This is a genomic window from Paenibacillus sp. LT-B23, from assembly GCF_059417685.1.
In genome coordinates, this window is sequence record NZ_JBSQBM010000002.1 from 118,600 (window position 1) to 137,811 (window position 19,212).

The 19,212-nt window shown below is 47.3% G+C and carries 18 protein-coding genes and 1 pseudogene; 7 read left to right on the top strand and 12 right to left on the bottom strand.

Annotated elements, in window-relative coordinates:
• Positions 1-20 precede the first annotated feature (20 nt).
• Together ACWXW9_RS03235 and ACWXW9_RS03240 are read right to left on the bottom strand one after the other, a co-directional pair.
• A complete protein-coding gene (locus ACWXW9_RS03235) occupies positions 21-1,157 on the bottom strand; it encodes a hypothetical protein (protein ID WP_494928260.1) in 1,137 nt (378 codons plus the stop codon).
• A 5-nt stretch (positions 1,158-1,162) separates the two neighbouring features.
• Positions 1,163-2,356 carry a hypothetical protein gene (locus ACWXW9_RS03240; protein ID WP_494928261.1) on the bottom strand — a complete coding sequence of 398 codons (1,194 nt, stop codon included), beginning with the start codon at positions 2,354-2,356 and terminating at the stop codon, positions 1,163-1,165.
• Between the two features lie 500 nt (positions 2,357-2,856).
• On the opposite strand from ACWXW9_RS03240, the gene ACWXW9_RS03245 reads away from it, so the two are divergent.
• On the top strand, positions 2,857-4,041 hold the full coding sequence (locus ACWXW9_RS03245) for a sensor histidine kinase (protein ID WP_494928262.1): 1,185 nt from the start codon (positions 2,857-2,859) through the stop codon (positions 4,039-4,041).
• Between the two features lie 143 nt (positions 4,042-4,184).
• Here the strand turns inward: ACWXW9_RS03245 and ACWXW9_RS03250 are convergent, their stop codons facing one another.
• Positions 4,185-5,141, bottom strand: coding sequence for a nucleoside hydrolase (locus tag ACWXW9_RS03250; RefSeq protein WP_134912047.1), 957 nt, complete (start codon positions 5,139-5,141; stop codon positions 4,185-4,187).
• A gap of 205 nt (positions 5,142-5,346) precedes the next feature.
• Here ACWXW9_RS03250 and ACWXW9_RS03255 point away from each other — a divergent pair, with 205 nt between their 5' ends.
• Entirely contained in the window at positions 5,347-5,523 is a 177-nt protein-coding gene (locus ACWXW9_RS03255) for a Spo0E family sporulation regulatory protein-aspartic acid phosphatase (protein ID WP_494928510.1), read from the top strand.
• Positions 5,524-5,664: 141 nt separating this feature from the next.
• On the opposite strand, the gene ACWXW9_RS03260 is transcribed toward ACWXW9_RS03255, so the two are convergent.
• Genes ACWXW9_RS03260 through ACWXW9_RS03270 form a run of 3 tightly spaced genes read right to left on the bottom strand, consistent with a single transcriptional unit; the run spans position 5,665 to position 9,175 of the window.
• A complete protein-coding gene (locus ACWXW9_RS03260; RefSeq protein ID WP_494928263.1) occupies positions 5,665-6,273 on the bottom strand; it encodes a pentapeptide repeat-containing protein in 609 nt (202 codons plus the stop codon).
• Positions 6,274-6,309: 36 nt separating this feature from the next.
• Positions 6,310-6,819: a MarR family winged helix-turn-helix transcriptional regulator gene (locus ACWXW9_RS03265; protein WP_431086137.1), complete on the bottom strand. Its 510-nt coding sequence runs from the start codon at positions 6,817-6,819 to the stop codon at positions 6,310-6,312.
• Positions 6,809-9,175 carry an ATP-dependent DNA helicase gene (locus ACWXW9_RS03270; protein WP_494928264.1) on the bottom strand — a complete coding sequence of 789 codons (2,367 nt, stop codon included), beginning with the start codon at positions 9,173-9,175 and terminating at the stop codon, positions 6,809-6,811. The genes ACWXW9_RS03265 and ACWXW9_RS03270 overlap by 11 nt, the downstream gene beginning before the upstream one ends.
• Positions 9,176-9,435: 260 nt before the next feature.
• Between ACWXW9_RS03270 and ACWXW9_RS03275 the strand changes: the two genes are divergently transcribed.
• Both ACWXW9_RS03275 and ACWXW9_RS03280 read left to right on the top strand, forming a co-directional pair.
• Positions 9,436-10,425 (top strand): diguanylate cyclase, encoded by a 990-nt coding sequence (locus tag ACWXW9_RS03275; RefSeq protein ID WP_494928265.1) that lies wholly within the window; start codon positions 9,436-9,438, stop codon positions 10,423-10,425.
• Positions 10,426-10,559: 134 nt separating this feature from the next.
• Positions 10,560-10,742 (top strand): aspartyl-phosphate phosphatase Spo0E family protein, encoded by a 183-nt coding sequence (locus tag ACWXW9_RS03280; RefSeq protein WP_134912041.1) that lies wholly within the window; start codon positions 10,560-10,562, stop codon positions 10,740-10,742.
• Positions 10,743-10,837: 95 nt separating this feature from the next.
• Here the strand turns inward: ACWXW9_RS03280 and cidR are convergent, their stop codons facing one another.
• The gene (gene cidR, locus ACWXW9_RS03285; RefSeq protein ID WP_494928266.1) at positions 10,838-11,737 is read right to left on the bottom strand and encodes a cidABC operon transcriptional activator CidR; all 900 of its coding nucleotides are present in this window, start codon (positions 11,735-11,737) and stop codon (positions 10,838-10,840) included.
• A gap of 130 nt (positions 11,738-11,867) precedes the next feature.
• On the opposite strand from cidR, the gene ACWXW9_RS03290 reads away from it, so the two are divergent.
• Together ACWXW9_RS03290 and ACWXW9_RS03295 are read left to right on the top strand one after the other, a co-directional pair.
• The gene (locus ACWXW9_RS03290; protein ID WP_025683925.1) at positions 11,868-12,239 is read left to right on the top strand and encodes a CidA/LrgA family protein; all 372 of its coding nucleotides are present in this window, start codon (positions 11,868-11,870) and stop codon (positions 12,237-12,239) included.
• A complete protein-coding gene (locus tag ACWXW9_RS03295) occupies positions 12,236-12,913 on the top strand; it encodes a CidB/LrgB family autolysis modulator (protein ID WP_494928267.1) in 678 nt (225 codons plus the stop codon). The genes ACWXW9_RS03290 and ACWXW9_RS03295 overlap by 4 nt, the downstream gene beginning before the upstream one ends.
• A 100-nt stretch (positions 12,914-13,013) precedes the next feature.
• Here ACWXW9_RS03295 and ACWXW9_RS03300 read toward each other — a convergent pair whose 3' ends face one another.
• The 3 genes and pseudogenes from ACWXW9_RS03300 to ACWXW9_RS03310 form a co-directional block, all read right to left on the bottom strand.
• Positions 13,014-14,717: a glycerol-3-phosphate dehydrogenase/oxidase gene (locus tag ACWXW9_RS03300; RefSeq protein ID WP_494928511.1), complete on the bottom strand. Its 1,704-nt coding sequence runs from the start codon at positions 14,715-14,717 to the stop codon at positions 13,014-13,016.
• Between the two features lie 217 nt (positions 14,718-14,934).
• Positions 14,935-15,130, bottom strand: a pseudogene (locus ACWXW9_RS03305) (glycerol kinase); the annotation flags it as partial.
• Between the two features lie 142 nt (positions 15,131-15,272).
• Positions 15,273-16,109: a helix-turn-helix transcriptional regulator gene (locus ACWXW9_RS03310; RefSeq protein ID WP_494928268.1), complete on the bottom strand. Its 837-nt coding sequence runs from the start codon at positions 16,107-16,109 to the stop codon at positions 15,273-15,275.
• 212 nt (positions 16,110-16,321) lie between these two features.
• Between ACWXW9_RS03310 and ACWXW9_RS03315 the strand changes: the two genes are divergently transcribed.
• Positions 16,322-17,068: an SDR family oxidoreductase gene (locus tag ACWXW9_RS03315; RefSeq protein ID WP_494928269.1), complete on the top strand. Its 747-nt coding sequence runs from the start codon at positions 16,322-16,324 to the stop codon at positions 17,066-17,068.
• 378 nt (positions 17,069-17,446) lie between these two features.
• Here ACWXW9_RS03315 and ACWXW9_RS03320 read toward each other — a convergent pair whose 3' ends face one another.
• Together ACWXW9_RS03320 and ACWXW9_RS03325 are read right to left on the bottom strand one after the other, a co-directional pair.
• Positions 17,447-18,004: a glycerol-3-phosphate responsive antiterminator gene (locus ACWXW9_RS03320; RefSeq protein ID WP_494928270.1), complete on the bottom strand. Its 558-nt coding sequence runs from the start codon at positions 18,002-18,004 to the stop codon at positions 17,447-17,449.
• 140 nt (positions 18,005-18,144) lie between these two features.
• Positions 18,145-19,098 (bottom strand): alpha/beta hydrolase, encoded by a 954-nt coding sequence (locus ACWXW9_RS03325; RefSeq protein WP_494928271.1) that lies wholly within the window; start codon positions 19,096-19,098, stop codon positions 18,145-18,147.
• Positions 19,099-19,212: the final 114 nt, after the last annotated feature.

Consider the following 19,212-nt stretch of genomic DNA (forward strand, 5'->3'; position numbering starts at 1 on the left):
GCTGGATATCACGCTCTCTACTATTTATCGTTCATCTCTATACTCATAATCTTCCACTTGCCTGATTGTTTTTCCAATGTAAATACAAGTCCTTGGTTTGATTCCTCTTCTTCTGAGCTACTCTTTACCAAAAACGCCCGCTGATTAGCCTCATTAGCAATCTCTTTTATATTCAGATCTAATCCCGTATAGTCCATAGCGGAAAAATCTATAATATCTTCAAAATTATTTTTTGGACTTGCTGACAAAGCAGTGAATTCCACCATTTCAGGCAAGTGTATCAAGAAGCGATTCATAAGATAATGATCTTCTAAATAATTTTGAATAATATCTTTAGGAACCGTGGGGTATGCAAATTTCTTATTTTTATTCTCATATAGTACTTTTGATTTTTCTGGTTCAGTCCTGTCGAATTTTTGATAAGTCATTATCGTATGTTGTTGAGTATCCTGAAAACGGTAGTAACTCACATCCTCAAAAACACCATCTTTATTAATGTCCTCCAGCTTCCTGCTCCCTTGCCCTGTTGCTTCTGGATAATTGTAATTCACGTTGTTAATTTGGTTATCGTCCAAAGCAAATATAGAAAATCCTTTTGCATCATCCACTTCGCTAGTGGAATATACCACGATAAATTTTTGTTCTGTTTGATCCAACTTCATGATCTTCACATCTTTATTAAGATGCACAACCATAACTGGGTCCTCCAATTTATCAATGATATGAAAATTGGCATCCTCCCGAATTACAAATATGCTGTCAAAGTTATCTTTTTTCAGCCCAAAAGCAAGCACGTATTCCGGCTTTCCATCACGATCCAAATCTTCTTTTAATATTTTTTGAAGATGCTCATCCTTGGGTTGAATTTTCTTTATAAACTGATCCAATGTGTCCGAATCTGTAGCGCGAGCACTACTTCTTTTATTTATTGGAGTAACAATATTGCTATTTCGATCTTGTTCTTGAGCAGCAGGCTCTGGTTCAGTCACAGCTTTTTGCTCTATCACTTGAGTGCTAGGTTTGTTGGGCTCAACTACCTGTTGCTTCTCGTTCGTGTGTTTTTCCAAACATCCATTCAATAGCAGGCCAATTAACACTATTAAAAATAGTATTCTATTTTGTTTTATAAAGTTGATTTCAAAAAACTCCCTTTTCACACTACTTATTGCACGTTTATCCGTTGTTTGCTTACGTATTGAATGACATTTTGAAGCGTTCGATTGTGGCCTGATTGATTGATATTCTTATCCAATTCAGGCAAGGTAGTGTACGTATTGTCCTTTTTCTGAAAGTAAATCCCCGCGACAGGGAGCGTTTCTACCCCGTACGCATTTACCCCTGTGATATAATCCGCAATTATGACAATATCCGTACGCCCGTCCTGATTTAAGTCCTTAAAGCTTACTGCTTTGATCCTGTCAATCATCCTACCACTGTTACCATAAAATTCGGGGAATTCGTATAAAATCTTGTTATCCACATACTTTTGGCTGTTAACTTCCAAAAAAAACTTTGCTTGTATCAGATCATTCTTCTCCTCATCTTTTAATGTAGATACAAACCTTACTTTTCCCCATCCATTGAGAGTAGTGGTAAAAGACTGTCCTTCTTGAATAGTATATGGTTCCAGATCAGGGTCGGGCTGAGCATCTTCTTCTACATAATCTGTGCTATGTTGCTGTCTTATGGATTTCTCCATGTTATATTCAATGAAAATATTGTCTACTTTTTCAGTTTTAGTATCCCACCGAATCCTCAAATGCAGGCCGTTTTCGGAGTAGAGTAGACTCCCATTTGTTATGATACTGGGCTGGCCATAGAGTTGTAGTACTTTGCCAAGTGTATCACCGATCTTCAATCCTCTTTTTGTTTTAAACTTGGGACTTTCCAAGCTCACAGCCACTAGATAGCTTTCACCATCCACCAGATCCTCACCTTCAAGCTCAATCTTAGATAAAACTACAAATCTTATTTCTGGCTCCTCATAGTTAGGATAGGACAGACTCCATCTTCTATAAGTTCCATTTCCGCTATTATATCCCCTATTGTTAGCCTCAAATCCCTCACCATAACCCCATTTCTGGATGAGTTCTTTAATATCCGTATTCTTATCAATCTTGTGTAATTGATATGAAATTTCAAAGTCCTCTTCCTGAAGGGGCTTCGGACCAACAGGTGCAATATTCTTGGCTTTTACGATTTCTTGACCTTTATAGCTCCCTGTGCTCTCTTGCTTGACTTTGACTGGGGCTGTTTTTTCATTGTTATAAGTACTGGTATCTGAAGGACTACATGCGGTTACTCCCAAAATCAATACAAGCATCATAATGAAATAACCGTAACTTTGCTTGTACATTACTTTTCCTCATTTCAAAATTTAATTTTCCCTTTGTTCATACAAAGACGCTACTTGGTGTAATTTCTGGCTCAGCACATCTTTCGCATAGGTCTTTTGAAAGTGTTCTAGTGCTTCCAGTCTATTCATAATCCCACCTCTGAACCTATTATATAGAATATTTACATGATATTACTGATTCTATCCTCCTATTTAATTACACTTTTTTCATATGATGAGATTGCAAACGAATGTATAAAAAACCAAAAAAATCATTAAATGATTTCATAAATGTGTATTCGTACCTCAATACCTCTCAAAAAAACCTCCTCATGAGACCTATTCCATAAAGGTTTGCGCAAGCGAATAGGTCAATCGAAGTGGAAAGCTCGGTCTACCATGAAATAATCATGTATAATACATGGTAGACTCCAACAACACATTCAGAGAATCAGAAATTGGATATACACAAACTGTTATAGTTTTGGATAACTACCACTTTGCATCAGGATTGGAGACACATGATTACTTCTTCTACAGGTTTTTATAATAGTATTCAAGAGGCTACTACGCATGTCATTGATGTACTTAGCGGTATTCTGCGTGTAAATACGATTTTTATCGCCACCAATGACGGGATTACGAACGTAATTGTAGATTCATTTAACCGGGAAGAAGTACTGGTTCAGGAAGGGAATGTGCTTCCTTTTGAGCTTAGCTATTGTAGTCTAGTCTTGAATGCCTCTGCGGATCACCTCACCATTCCAGATACGTCCATTCACCCGCACACATGCGATTTGGATGTGACTAAAAATATCGGAAATCACTCGTTTACCGGAATTCCCATTCGTATGAAAAACGGCCAGGCTTACGGCACCATTTGTATCCTGGACGCGCCATCGGCGCAATTAACAGAAACAGAGCTGAAAGCACTCCATGCCATGGCTGTATTTCTGGGTTATGTGGTAGAGCTGGAGAAGGACAAGATACAGGCTGAAATTTCCTCCATGAACAAGCTGGATCTGATATCGTCCCTGAGTAATAAAATCCGGTTCTCGCTAACGGAAATATGGGGAGCTACCGATCTGATGCTGACGACGGAGCTAACAGAGGAACAACAGCAATATATGGGTATTATGGAGTCGAGCAGCCGCTCGCTTATGACGCTACTGAATAATGTTCTGGATTACAGCAATATTGAATCCGGACAGATAGATGATATTGAGGACCCGTTTGATTTGAAAACTATGATGGAAAATATATTAAGCCTTTACGCGGAACAAGCCGAGCAACGGAGTCTGGAGTTGCTACTGGACTGGAATCTCGCCAATTCACCTATTTTCATCGGGGATGAGGCCAAGATCCGGCGAATGCTGATCAATTTGGTAGACAATGCGGTGAAGTTTACAAATGCAGGGACAGTCACTCTCTCTGCTGCCACCCGATCAGCCGCAGATGCACCTGAGATTGGACTGGAATTAACAGTTAAGGATACCGGAATGGGAATATCACCGAATAAGCTTAAGTTGTGGCTTGAGCATTACCGTACTTCCTCCCCATCATATGATAATTCCGGCTTGGGCTGGCAGATCACCAAACATCTGTTAGACCGTATGGGCGGCAAGATGACAGCGGTCAGCGAACCCGGTAGCGGGACTGAGATTACGCTCCATCTCACATTGAAAAAATATCAGGAATTAGCTTAAAGCAGAGGCTGGATTTTGCTCATATATGGCCTAAAAGGGAAACAAAAACCCGTGACGGATATCGTCAAGGGTTTTCATGTTGTTGAAGGTTGCTAATAGGTAGTAATGTCACTCTAAGCTTACGTATATGTGCAGGGCTGAGCCTAATAACGCTTGGGAGCAGCCAGCTTGGCCAAATCCGACATGTACGTAAAAAAGGCTTCAGGGTCTGTGTCATATACCAGATTGACAGGGCGGCCTTCCGCCTGTTCCACGGTTCTGCCCTGACTCGGGCCGTCTGCGATGACGCTGCAATGTACTGTCTTTTTCTTTACAATATCCGGACGTCCCACTGATGCGGTGGTCAGCACATCCCACAGGTAGTAGGTCGAGTTCGTCTCGCTATAGACAAGCGGCGGACACCCTGCGTAGCAGTTGCCCAGGAAATCCACGCCCTCATAGCGGCGCTCGGCAGCCCAACGTTTGCGTACGGCTGGCGTTAATGGTACTTTGCTCGTGCTTTCCAGCGCTACCAGATCAATGGTAATGCCGCTTTGCCATACCCGATATGCCGCTTCGGGGTCCCAGAACACATTCCATTCTGCTGTGCCATCATGCTCAGGCTCCTCTACATTACCTTTTTCAAAGGTGCCGCCCATCCATACCAGCTTGTCGATTTTCTCTTCAATATCCGGTGCCTCATCCAGCGCGCGTGCCAGATCGGTCAGTGGTCCAGTGAACAGGAGCAGTGTTTTGCCTTCGGCTCCACGTACCTTTTCGATCAGATGCTGATGAGCCGGCAGAGCGGAAAGCGGCGCTTCCATTTGTCCCGATTCATTCAGTACAGGTAATGCATCTACATAGAAAGAATGTAAACGCCAAGCAGCAGGAAATGGATTTTTACCGCGTGAATTAGACTTCGCGACTTCCACAGATCCTTTATTTTTACCAAAACGATCAATAATTTTACGGCTGGCATCCGTCGCAGGCTCCAGGTAACCATCTGCTGGAATAACTGATACTCCCGTCAAATGAACTTGCTCCATCTGGAGCAGCATAAACAGGGATACCAGATCATCCACTCCACCATCATGATTAAAATAAACGTTTGTCTGACTCATCTGTCTCTTCCTTCCTTTATCCCCGCGTAACAGGCATGTTCTCATCGGCAATCATCTTTCATTATGACTGATCGCTTCACGGGAGTAAATGTGCTATACTACTTTACATCAAGAAAAAAGCCCTATATTTACCATTAATGTATAATTCAATTTTTATGCAATTGCTTTTATACTCTTACGAGCAGCAGGGAAGTAGGTGCAGCCTATGGTATCCAATCTGAATGCATCCGGGGATGGTTTGCTTGCCATCATTGAAGAATTGCGCAGAGAGCTTATTACAAAGGCACAACATACCGCCTTTACCGACCCTTCCATAGTAGAGCTGAGTCAACGTCTGGATCATTATGTAGTCCTTGCCCAGCAAAGAAAGAAGAGAAACTAATGCCCCCTTGGTCCCCACCATACAATCCTTCCCCTCTCGGGTCAGTTCAACATATAAAGCCCCCATTTCCCTGTCCGGTCCCGGTCCTGATCCTCAGGTTCTGCTGCTGGAGCAGGGATTTTTTTGTTTACTTCGTGCTTTTTACTCTTCCACCTTGGCTCCATAGGATCGGGCCACGGCTACCGCCTGCTGGATGTCGAGCCTGGCTCCGGTGATATTCAAATCTTTGAAATTCACGCCATCCATCTTCGCACCACGCAGATCCGTTCCTTGAAGCTGCGCCCGGTGCAGCCTTACCCGGGTAAGATCCGCTTCCCGCAAATCTGTCTTTTCCAGATTACATTCGGATAAGTCAGCTTCCTTGAATCGTATTTTTCGCAAATCCTGTTTTCTTAAATCTGCATGACGCAAGTTCGTATAAGACCAATCTCCGCCTGTAATCGTGATACCATCCATATTCGCCCCTGCGAAATCTGAGCCTACCAGCTTGCAATTATCAAACCGGGCCACAAACAGATTTGCGCTGGTAAACAGGCAATTGGTAAAAGCAGACTCCTTGTAATGTGATGCATTCAGCGTGGCCCCCGTAAAATCACAATCTACAAAAGTACAGTCTTCAACAAGAGATTCATTCATCTCCACACCCCGAAAGCGACAGCGGATAAACTCACAATTTCTCCACCCACCTTCCCGGGCATCCATCGAACCAAAATCACGGGCTTCATAGACCTCATCTGTATAAAAAAACATGTTCTCCCCCTGTCCCTTATCCCTAAAATCAGGAACTCAGCTTTTCGGCAAGGAATGCTCAAAACCGCTTTTCATTTTCCCCAGCAAACCCTTCATCATCTTATGATCCTGTGCCGTAAACTCAGACATACACGATCGGATCAGCTTCGTGTAATAAGGGACTATCTTGCTTAACAGTTCTCCTCCTGCCTCCTTTAATCCCACAGTCACCATCCGTCCGTCACTCTCGTGAGCCACACGTTCAATCATGCCTTCTCGCTCTAACCCGTCGATCAGCCCGGTCATGGTTCCACGCGTGACATCGGCTTTTTCCGCCAACTCTGATGGTGTCATGCGATGCGGCGCATGGCAATGCAACAGGCTAAGGACGATGATCCGGCCCTGAGAAGCCCCCAACTTGGTTAGATCCGTATCCATTTCTCTGAAAATACCGTTAGCCAAGCGCGCAAATGTCACAAAAGTCTCTATATTATCCACTTCGGCATCCTCATGTCCAAAGCTACGCAGCACCCCGCGTATGGAGTCATTATGAAAATTAAAATTCATAGTCTATCCATTCCTTCCTTAATCCCGCTTGTTCCGTCAAACGGTAGCTTCTCCATTCTTCTGGTAGCAAAGAAGCATACGGTTCCTTGGCAAAACGATCATCTACCAGGACCAGCAATCCTTCGTCGTGCTCTGTGCGAATGAGTCTGCCACCTGCCTGAAGAACCTTGTTCATCCCCGGATATACATACGCATAGTTGAAGCCATTCCGTCCCTGCTCCGAAAAATAATCCCGCAGCACATCCCGCTCTGCTCCAATTTGCGGCAAGCCAACGCCGACGACCACTACCCCATTTAAGCGATCACCCGGCAGATCAACTCCTTCGGCAAACACGCCCCCCAGTACGGCAAAGCCGAGCAGGGTACGCTCTTGCCCCGGCTGAAAAGCCTCCAGAAAGTGATCCCGCTCCGGTTCGGTCATGCCTGGACTTTGTACCAGCGTATCCGCAGACACGCCCCGGGCCATAAATTCCTCATATACCTCTCGCAGATACGGATAGGAAGGGAAAAACACGAGCATATTCCCTTTACGCTCCTCAGCCAATCCCGCCAGCATATCTGCAATCGCCCCCTTCGAGCGCTCACGATCCCGATAACGAATAGAGAGCGGCAGCAGGCGTACATCCCATTGCTCCTGATGAAAAGGGGAAGGAACCTGCAACGTGTAATCTTCTTCCCTTGCTCCCAGCATGTCCCGGTAATACGCAAGCGGCGTCAACGTCGCAGAAAAATAAATCGCCGAGCGATAGCCCTTCACAGCCTGACCCAGCAAATGCGAAGGATCCAGGCAGAACAGCTTGACCCGCACTTCACTGCGTCCCGCCTCGATATAGGTAACGTAGCGTTCATCGTACAAAGCTGCAATCCGCAGCATATTTTGAGCGGCAAAATACGTATCCAACAGCAATGTATAGGCCGCTCCTGAGCTGCTCGTACTACCGGCGCCAGTTAACAGCTCACGTTCGGCTGCCTCTACAAAAGGTGCCAGCAGTTCCAGCACCTCATGCGGCGTCTCCGTATTCACTGCTTTTCCCGTATCCGCGTACAGCTTGCGCAACGCAATCATATGCGCGTTAACTGCACTAGCCGTCTCGGCAATCTCCGGGCTTAGCAGCTTGAACTCTTTTTTTAATTCCAAAAAAGACGATTTCAACATTTCCGCCGAAAACATATCTCGGCCGCGTTCCACCAGATTATGCGCTTCATCCACCAGCACAACACCTTTTCGCTTGTGCTCCTCCAGGAGTCTTTTCAAGGAAATACGCGGATCAAAAACATAATTATAGTCACTGATTATACCATCCGAGGCATACGCCACATCCAGCGAAAATTCAAAGGGACATACCCTGTGCTTGCGCGCATAATACTCGATCACCGCTCGGGTCATCAACGTCTCGTTCGCCAAAATATCGGACACCGCACCGTTGATCCGGTCGTAATATCCCTCGCACATGCTGCATGATCCGGCATCGCAATCATTTTCATCCTTGAAGCAGATTTTATCCTTCGCCGTCAAGGTTACTACATGCATATGCAGCCCTTGGGCCTGCATCTTGGCATACGCTTCTTCTGCTGCTGCGCGGGTCGTGGTGCGTGCAGTCACATAATACACACGGCTAGCCAGCCCTTCACCGATGGCCTTGATCGCAGGAAAAAGGGTGGATACCGTTTTACCGATACCCGTAGGCGCTTTCGCAAACAGATTGACGCCTTCTGCAATTGTCTTGTATACCGAACCCGCCAGAGGCCGCTGGCCTGAACGATATGTGTCAAAGGGAAAGGCCAGTGTTGCAATACTGGCATCCCGTTTCTCCGCATGCGCTCTTAACAGGAAAGCATACGGCGCATAACCCTCGACCATCCTCAGCGCAAAGGTCTCCAGCTCGGCAAAGGATAACTCCCGTCTGAACCGCCGAATTTCTCCACTGTGTGCCTGTACATAAGTAAGCTGGGCCTGCATGGAATTGCGTTGCTCTTCGCGGGCAATCATATAGGCGTACAGAAACGCTTGCGCCCAATGCACAGGTTGACCATCCCCCGGAATATCTTCGAGAGGAATGGAAATCGACTTGATTTCATCAACCGTCCATATGCCGTCCAGCTCAATCAGTCCATCACAGCGGCCCTCCACGATAAATAGAGCACCCTCATATGGAATTTCTGCACGCAGATGCACCTCTTTGCGGTCATGCTCCTTATAGCTTTTTTGGATAAGCTGGTGCACGCGTGTTCCTTCCAGCATGCTGCTGTTCGAGCGGAAACCACCGTGAATGCTGCCGCTCCGATGCACATATTCCACAAGGGGACGCACCGATATGTAAATGGGTTCCTTCATACGATCACCCGTTCCAGTCATTAGTCCTTTCACTGTATCATGTAGACAGACGAAACGTAAGAGGCATAAGGATTGTTTGTCATCTAACTGGTATTCACTCATGACCTCTTTTTTCCGAAATATAGAAATAGGGCTTTTAGCTTTCACTTCTTAACGATACTACAACTCACATTACAATCATAAGGGATAGGGATATGTTAAAAGAGCTAATCGACAATTTTGCGTTATTAACGAGTTTCTTATTCTTTGGGAACTTATTTTTCCGAAAATACGAGCGTTATATGGAAAAGCATGTATGGCTCTATCGGATGCTAAACGGTTTGATGCTGGGGATGTTCGGTATTCTGTTGATGATGACAGGTGTATGGGTCCGTGGAGATATTATGGTCGACCTGCGCCAACTGGCCATCATCATTTCCGTTTATATAGGAGGGGCTGTATCCGGCTTATTGACTACTCTCATTATAAGCCTTTATCGTATTTTCATCACCGGTGGCCTGACAGATGTCTCTCTGATCGCTACCATTAATGCCATACTAACGCTGAGCATTACACTTCCATTGGTTCGAAAAAAAAGTTTGCCCCTCGGCAAATGGATGTCAGCCGTACTAGGAACCGCTACAGTGTCGGTTTCATCGGTTTTTTTCCTGGTTGAGCATCCTCATCCTCAGGCTATCATCTTTTTTGCCATCGTTCTGATACTCGGCGGCTTGTTCACCTACTTCATGATACACCACATCAAAAAAACAGAACGGGCTGTTCAACTGCTTGAAGAGGCTGCCAACCGGGACCATCTGACCGGATTATACAGCCCGCGTGCTTTTGACGCCATGTTCGAAGAATCCTTTCACTCTTCCAGAACCACCAAACAACCCTTTGGAGTCGTGCTGCTTGATATTGATTACTTTAAAAATATTAACGATACGTACGGTCATTTAAACGGGGATACCGTATTAAGTCAATTGGGCGCTCTCTTAACCCGTGAGTCTACGGTCAGAGCTTACCCCTCTCGCAAGGGTGGAGAGGAATTTGCCATTTTGATTGGAAATTGCAATAGCCAAAAGGCAGCAACCTTTGCCGAAAAAATCCGTCAAACCGTGGAACATTATCCATTTCGGCTTAACGACGGTTCAAACATTTCTTTAACCGTATCCATCGGGGCAGGCAGCTTCCCCGACATTGCACTGGAGAATTTATTGGAGAAAGTAGATGCGGCTCTTTATGAAGCTAAACATTCAGGACGTAATCGGGTAGAAATAGCAAAACGATAATTATAAGTCGCTAAATGTCAGGAAAGCTGGATTATTGTTAATAAAAAGTGGTAAAATGGAAATAAGAATCGTATTAGAAAACCTTCTGCCGCTAGAGGAGACATGCCTTACAATCTACATGGGGGGTGGGCTTTTTGAACCTCGAACAATTGGAAAAACTCATGGAAAAAGAACGCCGCGAACTAAATCGTATGGCAACCTTACATGGATTAAGGGATGAACGTGTATTGGACAAATCCTCTCGGCTTGACCGAATTATGGACAAGTACCTCCACACCAAGCGTGCGGTAAATGGTAGCAATCAGGCACATTCATAGAAGAAAGCTACACCGCTGCCCGTAAGGGCAGCTTTTTTGTACATAGCGTCGTATCCCACTCCCATACCTGTACACGTTAACTTTCCGGTAGGACACTACTTTCTTCCGTACTGCGTCCGCAGTAGTTCCTGCGTAAACGTAATCCATTCTCTGGCGGCAAAGGACAGATACCGATCCTTTCGCCAGATCATCCCTAGATGCCAGGGAATGACGGGATCAACGAGTGGAATAACACGCAATCGTTCGGAATCAAGGTCACGGCAAATCGCTTCCGGCAGCAGCGCTATCCCCAAGTTCGCAGCAACCATTTCGCTGATCAGATCCCATTGTGAGCTTTCATAGACGACTCGCGGCTGGAAGCCAGCCCGGACACACTCTGCAATAATACGGTCATGCAATGTGAAATCCTCGCGGAACAGCACAAACGATTCCTCCGCCAGCGCTGCCAGTGGTACCTCTGTACGCTCTGCCAGTACATGCGTAGGGTGAACCAGCAAATTCAGCTTTTCCTCCACGAACAGAAACGTCTCGAATATGTCCCCACTCGGCGGCAACACAATTACGCCGATATCCAATGCACCCGCGCCTACGTCCTGCTCTACTTTTTTCGCCCCATCCTCAAATAGCTGAATGGTCACATCGGGATATGCCTTGTGAAATTCCCCAATGACACGCGGAAAAAAGCTCGATCCGACCATGGGAGGCAGACCGATACGGATGTGCCCTTTTTTCAGGTTCATCAAATCACTCAGCTCGGAGGACAAGCTCTGGAAGGACTTCACAATCGCTTGTGCCTGAAGCTCAATCACCTTGCCCGCGTCCGTCAGCTCGATTCTTTTACCGACCCGGTCAAACAAAGCGACACCCAATTCATCCTCCAGACTTTTAATCGTTTTGCTGATCGTCGGCTGTGTAATAAACAGGCTCTGGGCCGCCTTCGTAAAGCTGCGCAAGCGCGCGACCTCCAAAAAATACTGCAAATGTCGGATATCCATCCTATCACCTTCTTCCATAGACAAACGGAATACATCGTATTCTTTATATGCATTTTACTCATGAAAGCTTGTGATGTAAAATTTCATTACAGTTTGAAAATAAAGAAATTCATGATAGGAGCCATTATATATGAAAAGCTTCATACGCGGTGTCCTCCAGATCGCCGTCCTGATGGCCTTTTCGCTCATCCTGAACGCGATGGTCTCCTGGCTCCACCTGCCTGTACCTGGTAGCATTATCGGCATGCTGATTCTCTTTATTCTGCTGCAAACGGGCGTGATCCGCCTAAGCTGGATTGAGATCGGCGCAAACTGGCTGCTGGCCGAGCTGCTATTATTCTTTATTCCCTCCGCTGTCGGCGTTATGAATTATTGGCCGATGCTGGAGCACGATGGAATGAGCATTATGCTGGTCGTACTGCTCGGTACCTTTCTCGTGATGGCCTGCACGGGCATGATCGCCAGTCTGCTCGGCAAACGAAAGGAGCACAAATCATCATGACCGGTCTTCTATGTATTGTATTGACGCTCGCTATTTACTGGATGGCCAAACGCATGTACCGTACACTGCCCAAGGTGTATATGTCTCCACTACTCATTACACCGATCATTATTATTTTAATTTTAACGCTTTCGGGTGTAAATTACCGTTCCTATAACTCGGGTGCCCATTTGCTCTCCATGCTGCTCCAACCAGCCACGATTGCATTTGCCGTCCCTTTATACCGATATTTCCCTGTGCTGAAAAAACATGCGGCCCAAATCGTACTTAGCGTGCTGTCCGGTTCAGTCGTAGCCGTAGTATCCTCCATGGTACTCGCCAAATGGATGCATCTGGATTCCTCGCTGATGAGCAGCCTGATTCCTCGCTCCATTACGACACCGATTGCCATGAATGTTTCACAAACCATTGGCGGTAATCCGACAGTCACGGCTGTGTTCGTTATTTTGACCGGATTGAGCGGCCTCATCATCGGTCCGATGATCGTTAAGCTGTTCCGTATCGAAAATGAAGTTTCGCGCGGTGTACTGCTCGGTACTGGGGCTCATGGTACGGGTACTTCCAAAGCGTTCGAGTTCAGTTCGCTGACGGGCACTATTTCCAGCATCTCTATGGTGCTCGCCGCTCTCTTTACCTTGGCGGCTGCGCCGTTCCTGTTCCACTTGATGCTGTGAGTTCTTCATATACAAAACAAAGAACCTCCGTTCCACTAGCTGTAGTGGGACGGGGGTTCTTCGCCTATTCGGGAGCAAGGCCCCCTCATCTTTCATGCAATCAAATCACTTTAACAGCGCCGGATTTCTCATCTGCCTCAACAGGTGTCACAGCTTCACGTAAATAAGCGTCCAGCTCTACCGCATATTGGCGCTCTTGCGCGGCGCTCCAGCCTGCTTGCTCAGACATTAGCGCAATGACGGGCTGCTTCCAGTGCTTCACCCCGTCAATTTGAAAGAACAACGCCCCGATTCGGCGTATGAAAAAATCAGACGGTGTCACCGTCATTTCCTGCTCCATGGCATACAGGAGCGGGACACGCACTTCCACGGGGAGCGCGGCTTCCGTCTCGCTGGCCTCCTTCATGCTGCGTGCCGCTATGGCAAACAGCCGCTCCGCATTGGATCCGTATCGGGTAACCCACGCTCTAGCGGTTTCTGGCGGCAACCCGAGCGCAGCACCCGCTACCGCTTGCCCGCTCACGAAGGCTTCCCAACCGGCGGAGCCGCCTACGTTGCCGCCCGAGATCGGGATATGCCTGGTGCGGCATGCGCGGAAGCTCTGCCCATGCAAGCGGCCCAGCTCCCGTACCGCGCGGTCTACAACCAGCTCGGACATTTTCCGGTAGCCTGTCAGCTTGCCGCCCGCAATCGTGATCAGGCCCGAGCGGGATTCCCAAATTTCATCCTTGCGTGAAATTTCCGAAGGGCTTTTGCCGTCCTCATAAATGAGCGGCCGCACACCTGCCCAGCTCGATTCCACATCCTTGACGGACAGCTTCACCTCAGGGAACATGCCGTTGATCGCTTGAAGTACATAGGTCCGGTCTTCGGCGGTCATTCGGGGATGAGCTGTATCCCCTTCATATACCGTGTCGGTCGTACCTGCGTACGTTTTCCCGTCACGGGGAATGGCGAATACCATCCGTCCATCCGGTGTATCAAAATAAACGGCCTGTCTGAGAGGGAATCGCTTGGCATCGAACACCAGATGGACACCTTTGGTCAGGCGAAGCACCTTGCCTTCTTTGGAACGATCCATCTCCCGCAGCGTATCCACCCACGGTCCGGCGGCGTTAATAACCAGCGAAGCCCGGATTTCATGAGACTGCCCCGTTACCCGATCCGTCACGCTTGCGCCGCTGATTCGTCCGTCATCATACAGCAGCTTGTCGGCCTTGGCGTAGTTTACAGCCAAAGCCCCTCGCGCCACGGCCTCCTTCATGACCTCAATCGTCAGACGAGCATCGTCCGTACGGTACTCCACATAGCTGCCGCTTCCCTTCAGTCCTTCCCGCTTCAGCAAAGGCTCCCGCTCCAGCGTGGCCCGAATATTCAGCATCCGGCGGCGTTCGCTATGCTTAACCCCGGCGAGAAAATCATACACCAGCAGTCCGACAGAAGTGGTAAACGCGTTGAACGTGCCCCCCTTGTGAAATGGAAGCAGCATACGTTCCGGCGTGGTCACATGCGGGCCGTTTTCGAATACAATCGCTCGCTCCTTCCCAACCTCGGCTACCATTTTAACCTCAAATTGCTTCAAATATCGAAGACCGCCATGCACCAGCTTGGTAGAGCGACTGGACGTGCCTGCCGCAAAATCCTGCATCTCGACCAGCGCCGTCTTCAAGCCGCGATCCGCGGCATCCAGTGCAATTCCGGCTCCTGTAATGCCGCCGCCAATAATTAAAATATCAAAATGCTCTCTCTCCATACGTTCCAAAACAGCCGTTCTCTCCTGCGCAGCAAATCCCTGTTCTCCCATCATCTATCCCTCCAGCTTTGTATATATTCACGATGCGATCTGCCAACCCAGTCATCAAAAGATACAAAAAAAAAACCACGAACATCGCTGCGGCGTATGCCGAGCGGTTCATGGTCTCTCCAAATCTCCTGACGAGTATTAACTTATCCATATCGTAGCACACACCGTACACGATGAAAAGGGAAATCTGCCTGCTTGTATTTTATTGTAAAGCGTGCTATTTGAACGCCATCGCGGCATGAACTGCTTTTTTCCAGCCGCCATAAAGTTCAGTCCGTATATCCCCGAGCCTCGTCCAAGCTACTCCAAAAGCCAACTGCCAGCCGAGCCAAATACGCAGCCCCGAGTGCTGTTGTTTCATTCACAGCAGGTCGCTCTACAGGCGTATCCAGAATATCGCTCACGCTTTTTATGCTTATCAAGACTTATTTTAAATAAACTGATCACATAATGAAACAGCGGCGAGCTAAGACAAGAGAATAAAGTCTTAGACTGCCGCTGCTTGTATTGAACTAACGTTTCCCGTTAGCGAAATGACCTGACTTTCTATCGTCCTCAAAGAGATCCCTGCAATAAATCTTCTAACAGCTCATTAGTTCCTGTGTTTTCGATTGGCGTATATATCCCCATCACGAACTCACCGCTTTCAGAGACTGTAAAAGTATTGTAACGAAATGTCAATAGTCCTGCTTGAGGATGATGTATCACTTTTTCCCCTTCCGAGTTTCTGGAAACATCATGTCGTCCCCACCACTCTCTAAACTCCTCGCTCCTGTCACTTAACATGTTAACTAAATCCTGATACCACGAATCATTCATGTGCAAGGCGTATCGGCTTCTGAAATGGGCCAACAGCATGGTGGCGACGTTTTCCCAATTAACTATGCGAGCTTTGTTATCCTTCATCATAAAGATGCGCCAAAGAATATTTCTTTCAATTTCTGCTATTTGGTTAAAGTCTCCACACAATATACTTGTCATTTTGTTCCAAGCAAAAAGGTTCCATCGCCTGTCGATGACAAAGGCAGGGTATGTTCCCAGCTTGTCGAGAACCTGTTGAAGGGCAGGAGAAATGGATTCATCTTCTGTTACGTTTGGAAGTACAGAATGGTTAGCCAATACGAATAGATGGTTGCGTTCGTCGTTACTGAGTCGAAGTGTTCGCGCCAAACTCTCCAGTACTTGTTCCGACACTTGAATATCCCGCCCCTGCTCCAGTGCGGTGTACCATGGTAAGGAAATGCCTGATAGACTTGCCACTTCTTCTCGCCTCAGACCAGGCGTACGACGACGTGAGGTCTCAACCCGAAATCCCACATCATGCGGGGATAGACGTGTGCGGCGGGTCCGAAGAAAATCAGCTAGTTCTCTTCGTCTTCTTTCAGAATTCATAACAATGATACACCTCTATATCCTAATAGAATTTATAACAGTATCCGTACGATTAGCATTCAGAACAGTACTACAAATACAGACCTATTTGGGCATTTACAAAACTGATTATAATCGATTTGTCGCCTACAGTGTAGGAGGAATCGGCAGTCAAGGCTGAATAGGTTGTACTTCCGTTCCATAACAAATAATCGAAGAAGAGGGGATTTATAGTGAAACCAGAACAGAACGATCGTAGCAATACTTTGAGAGGCCAACGCATTATTCTCTTCGGAGGAACTTCTGGAGTTGGATTTGCGACAGCAGAAGCCGCTGCACGGGAGGGAGCGTCCGTAGTCGTAGTATCCAGTCGAAAAGAGAAGGTTCACAATGCGATCTTGCGCCTCCCCCAAGGTTCGGAAGGACATGTGGTTGATCTATCTAGCGAGGAGCAGGTTCGAACATTTTTTAGCCAAATTGGTGAATTAGACCACTTGGTTTTCTCGGCAGGCGATTCATTACTAATCAAAAATCTCAGCTCAATTGATGTGGAGACTGCACGGCGATCCTTTAACCTGCGGTACTGGGGAGCGTTTATGGCCGCAAAATACGGAAGTGAGAACATCAGACAGAACGGTTCCATCATTTTAACTTCTGGCATTGCCGGAGTCCGACCTCAGAAGGGTTTGACGGTCGCAGCCAGCGTATGTAGTGCTGTTGAATCTCTAGCCAGGGCGCTGGCTGTCGAACTCAGTCCGCTTCGTGTCAACACCGTTAGTTTAGGGCTAATACGTACTGAGATGTGGGATAGTATTCCTGAGGAAGACCTAAACGCGATGTATGAAACTGCCGGAAAAGACCTCCCGGCTGGCCGAGCGGGAGAACCCGAAGACGTGGCTGAGGCTTATCTTTATTTAATGCGTGGAAAATATTCCACCGGACAGACCATTGTCGTGGATGGAGGTTCTACACTGGTGTGATTTAATTGTACAAGAAGTGTAATATGCCTTTACTTTACGCTCCAATGAATTTCACATCGAGTCACTACAGACTCAATCATGGAGTTGCCTCCAACAACAAGGGTACTCTTAATGTTAGCATGCTTTAACCCATTACCATTCAGCAATGAAAAGACTGTACGAGGTCACCAGAGCATGATCATGTTCCTAGGTGGCCTCCCACCAAATAGCTTCTTTATATAGGGAACTGCTTAAGTCCTTGATCTAAATCCTGAAGAGTCAGAATTCTGCTGATTGAATTCTCGTGGTAGGACTAAACAAATATCTCACAGGAATATCCAGGATACAAAATGAGTGTTTTTTTGAATTTATGCAAAAATAAATATGATCAAATCTAATCTATTGCCTATAATGCTCAAAAAGCTGTTTATTGGATGTTGTAACTGCTGTAGCTCCCGCGGCGAGAGCCGCTTCCACATCCTCCGGGGTACGAATCAGTCCTCCCGCCAAGATAGGAATCCCCGTGCGTTCACTGACCTCTGTAATCATGGGCGGAACAACGCCGGGCAGTACCTCGATGTAATCGGGTCGCGTTTTTTCCAGCAACGCGTAGCTTTTTTCCAGCGCAATCGTATCTAGCATAAATACCCGTTGCACAGCGAGAATACCTTTCTTTTTGGCGGTCGCAATCACACCGGATCGAGTCGAGATAATACCGAACGGCTTAATCTCCTGACACAAATATTCAGCGGCATATTCATCATTCTTCAAGCCCTGTACCAGATCGGCATGCAAAAGCATCTGCTTGTTGCGACTCCTAGCTAACTGGTACAGGTTGCGTAGCTGCGCTACATGCGTATCCAGAAAAACCGCGTACTCATAGGAGCTGTCCAAAATGCCCTCCAACTGCTTCATGTGCTTGGCAGCAGGCAAAATGCGTTGTCCCTGAAATGGCATGGATATCCCCCTTAAATCCCTAGGCTAAAATGTCGGTCAAATCTTTCAAATTTTATATTATCACTCTGTTCAACGAACGTGAAGCGGTACAGAAATAGACCACATCATATGTCAGTGCCTTTGAAAAGCTTTATATTGCACTAGCCCTCAAACCCTTGGCTCAGCCATGAGGTAGCCAGCGCAATCGCCCCGCGCTTGGCTGCGGTTTCCGATAACGGGTTCAGCATCACGAAGTCGTGAATGATGCCCTGAAAGCGGGATGCGGTCACATCCACCCCTGCCTCACGCAGCTTGTTCGCATAAGCTTCCCCTTCATCCCGCAGCACGTCAGCCTCGCCTGTGATGACCAATGCGGGCGGCAGCCCCTTGAGCTGATCGGTCGTTGCCCGCAGCGGAGATGCCGTAATCTGTGCCCGCTCATTGGGATCTGTCGTGTATTGATCCCAGAACCATTGCATCCCTTCTCGGCTCAGGAAATACCCTGTGGCAAATTCATGATACGATTCCGTGTCAAAAGAAGCGTCTGTCACCGGATAGAACAACAACTGCTGTCGGATAGCAGGCCCGCTGCGTTCCTTGGCAAGCAGCGTTACGGCTGCGGTCATGTTACCGCCGACGCTGTCTCCAGCTACCGTCAGCGTATCAGGCTTCAGCCCATGCTCGCGTCCATGCTGAGCCACCCACTGAACGACCGCGTAGATTTCCTCAATTGCCGTCGGATATTTGGCTTCAGGTGACAAGCTGTATTCCGGGAATACAACCGCTGCGTGCGCACCCACGGCCAGTTCACGGATCAGGCGATCATGCGTATGGGCATTACCGAATACCCATCCTGCCCCGTGGATGTATACAATAACCGGGAGGTTCCCTGTCACCTGTTGTGGACGAACAATCCGGACCTTGACCTCCCCGCTTGGGCCGCCGGAAATAGACAAGTCTTCCACGTCTGCGGCAGGCTTGTCTGCCGGACCGGATTGGACCTCATTGACCGTTTCACGTCCCTTTTCAGGGCCCAAATCGTACAGAAACGGAGGCTTGGCGTTATCGTCTGCGAACTTCTGCGCTGCGGGTTCAAGCTGTACCTTTTTACTCATATCAGTTCACTCTTCCTTTCCTGTCTGTTGTTTTTATCTATCCAAAGTTGCTTATCTAGGCTCATTCAGCTTCACCTTATATACTTAAACGAGATCATTTCTTTTTAATCTGAT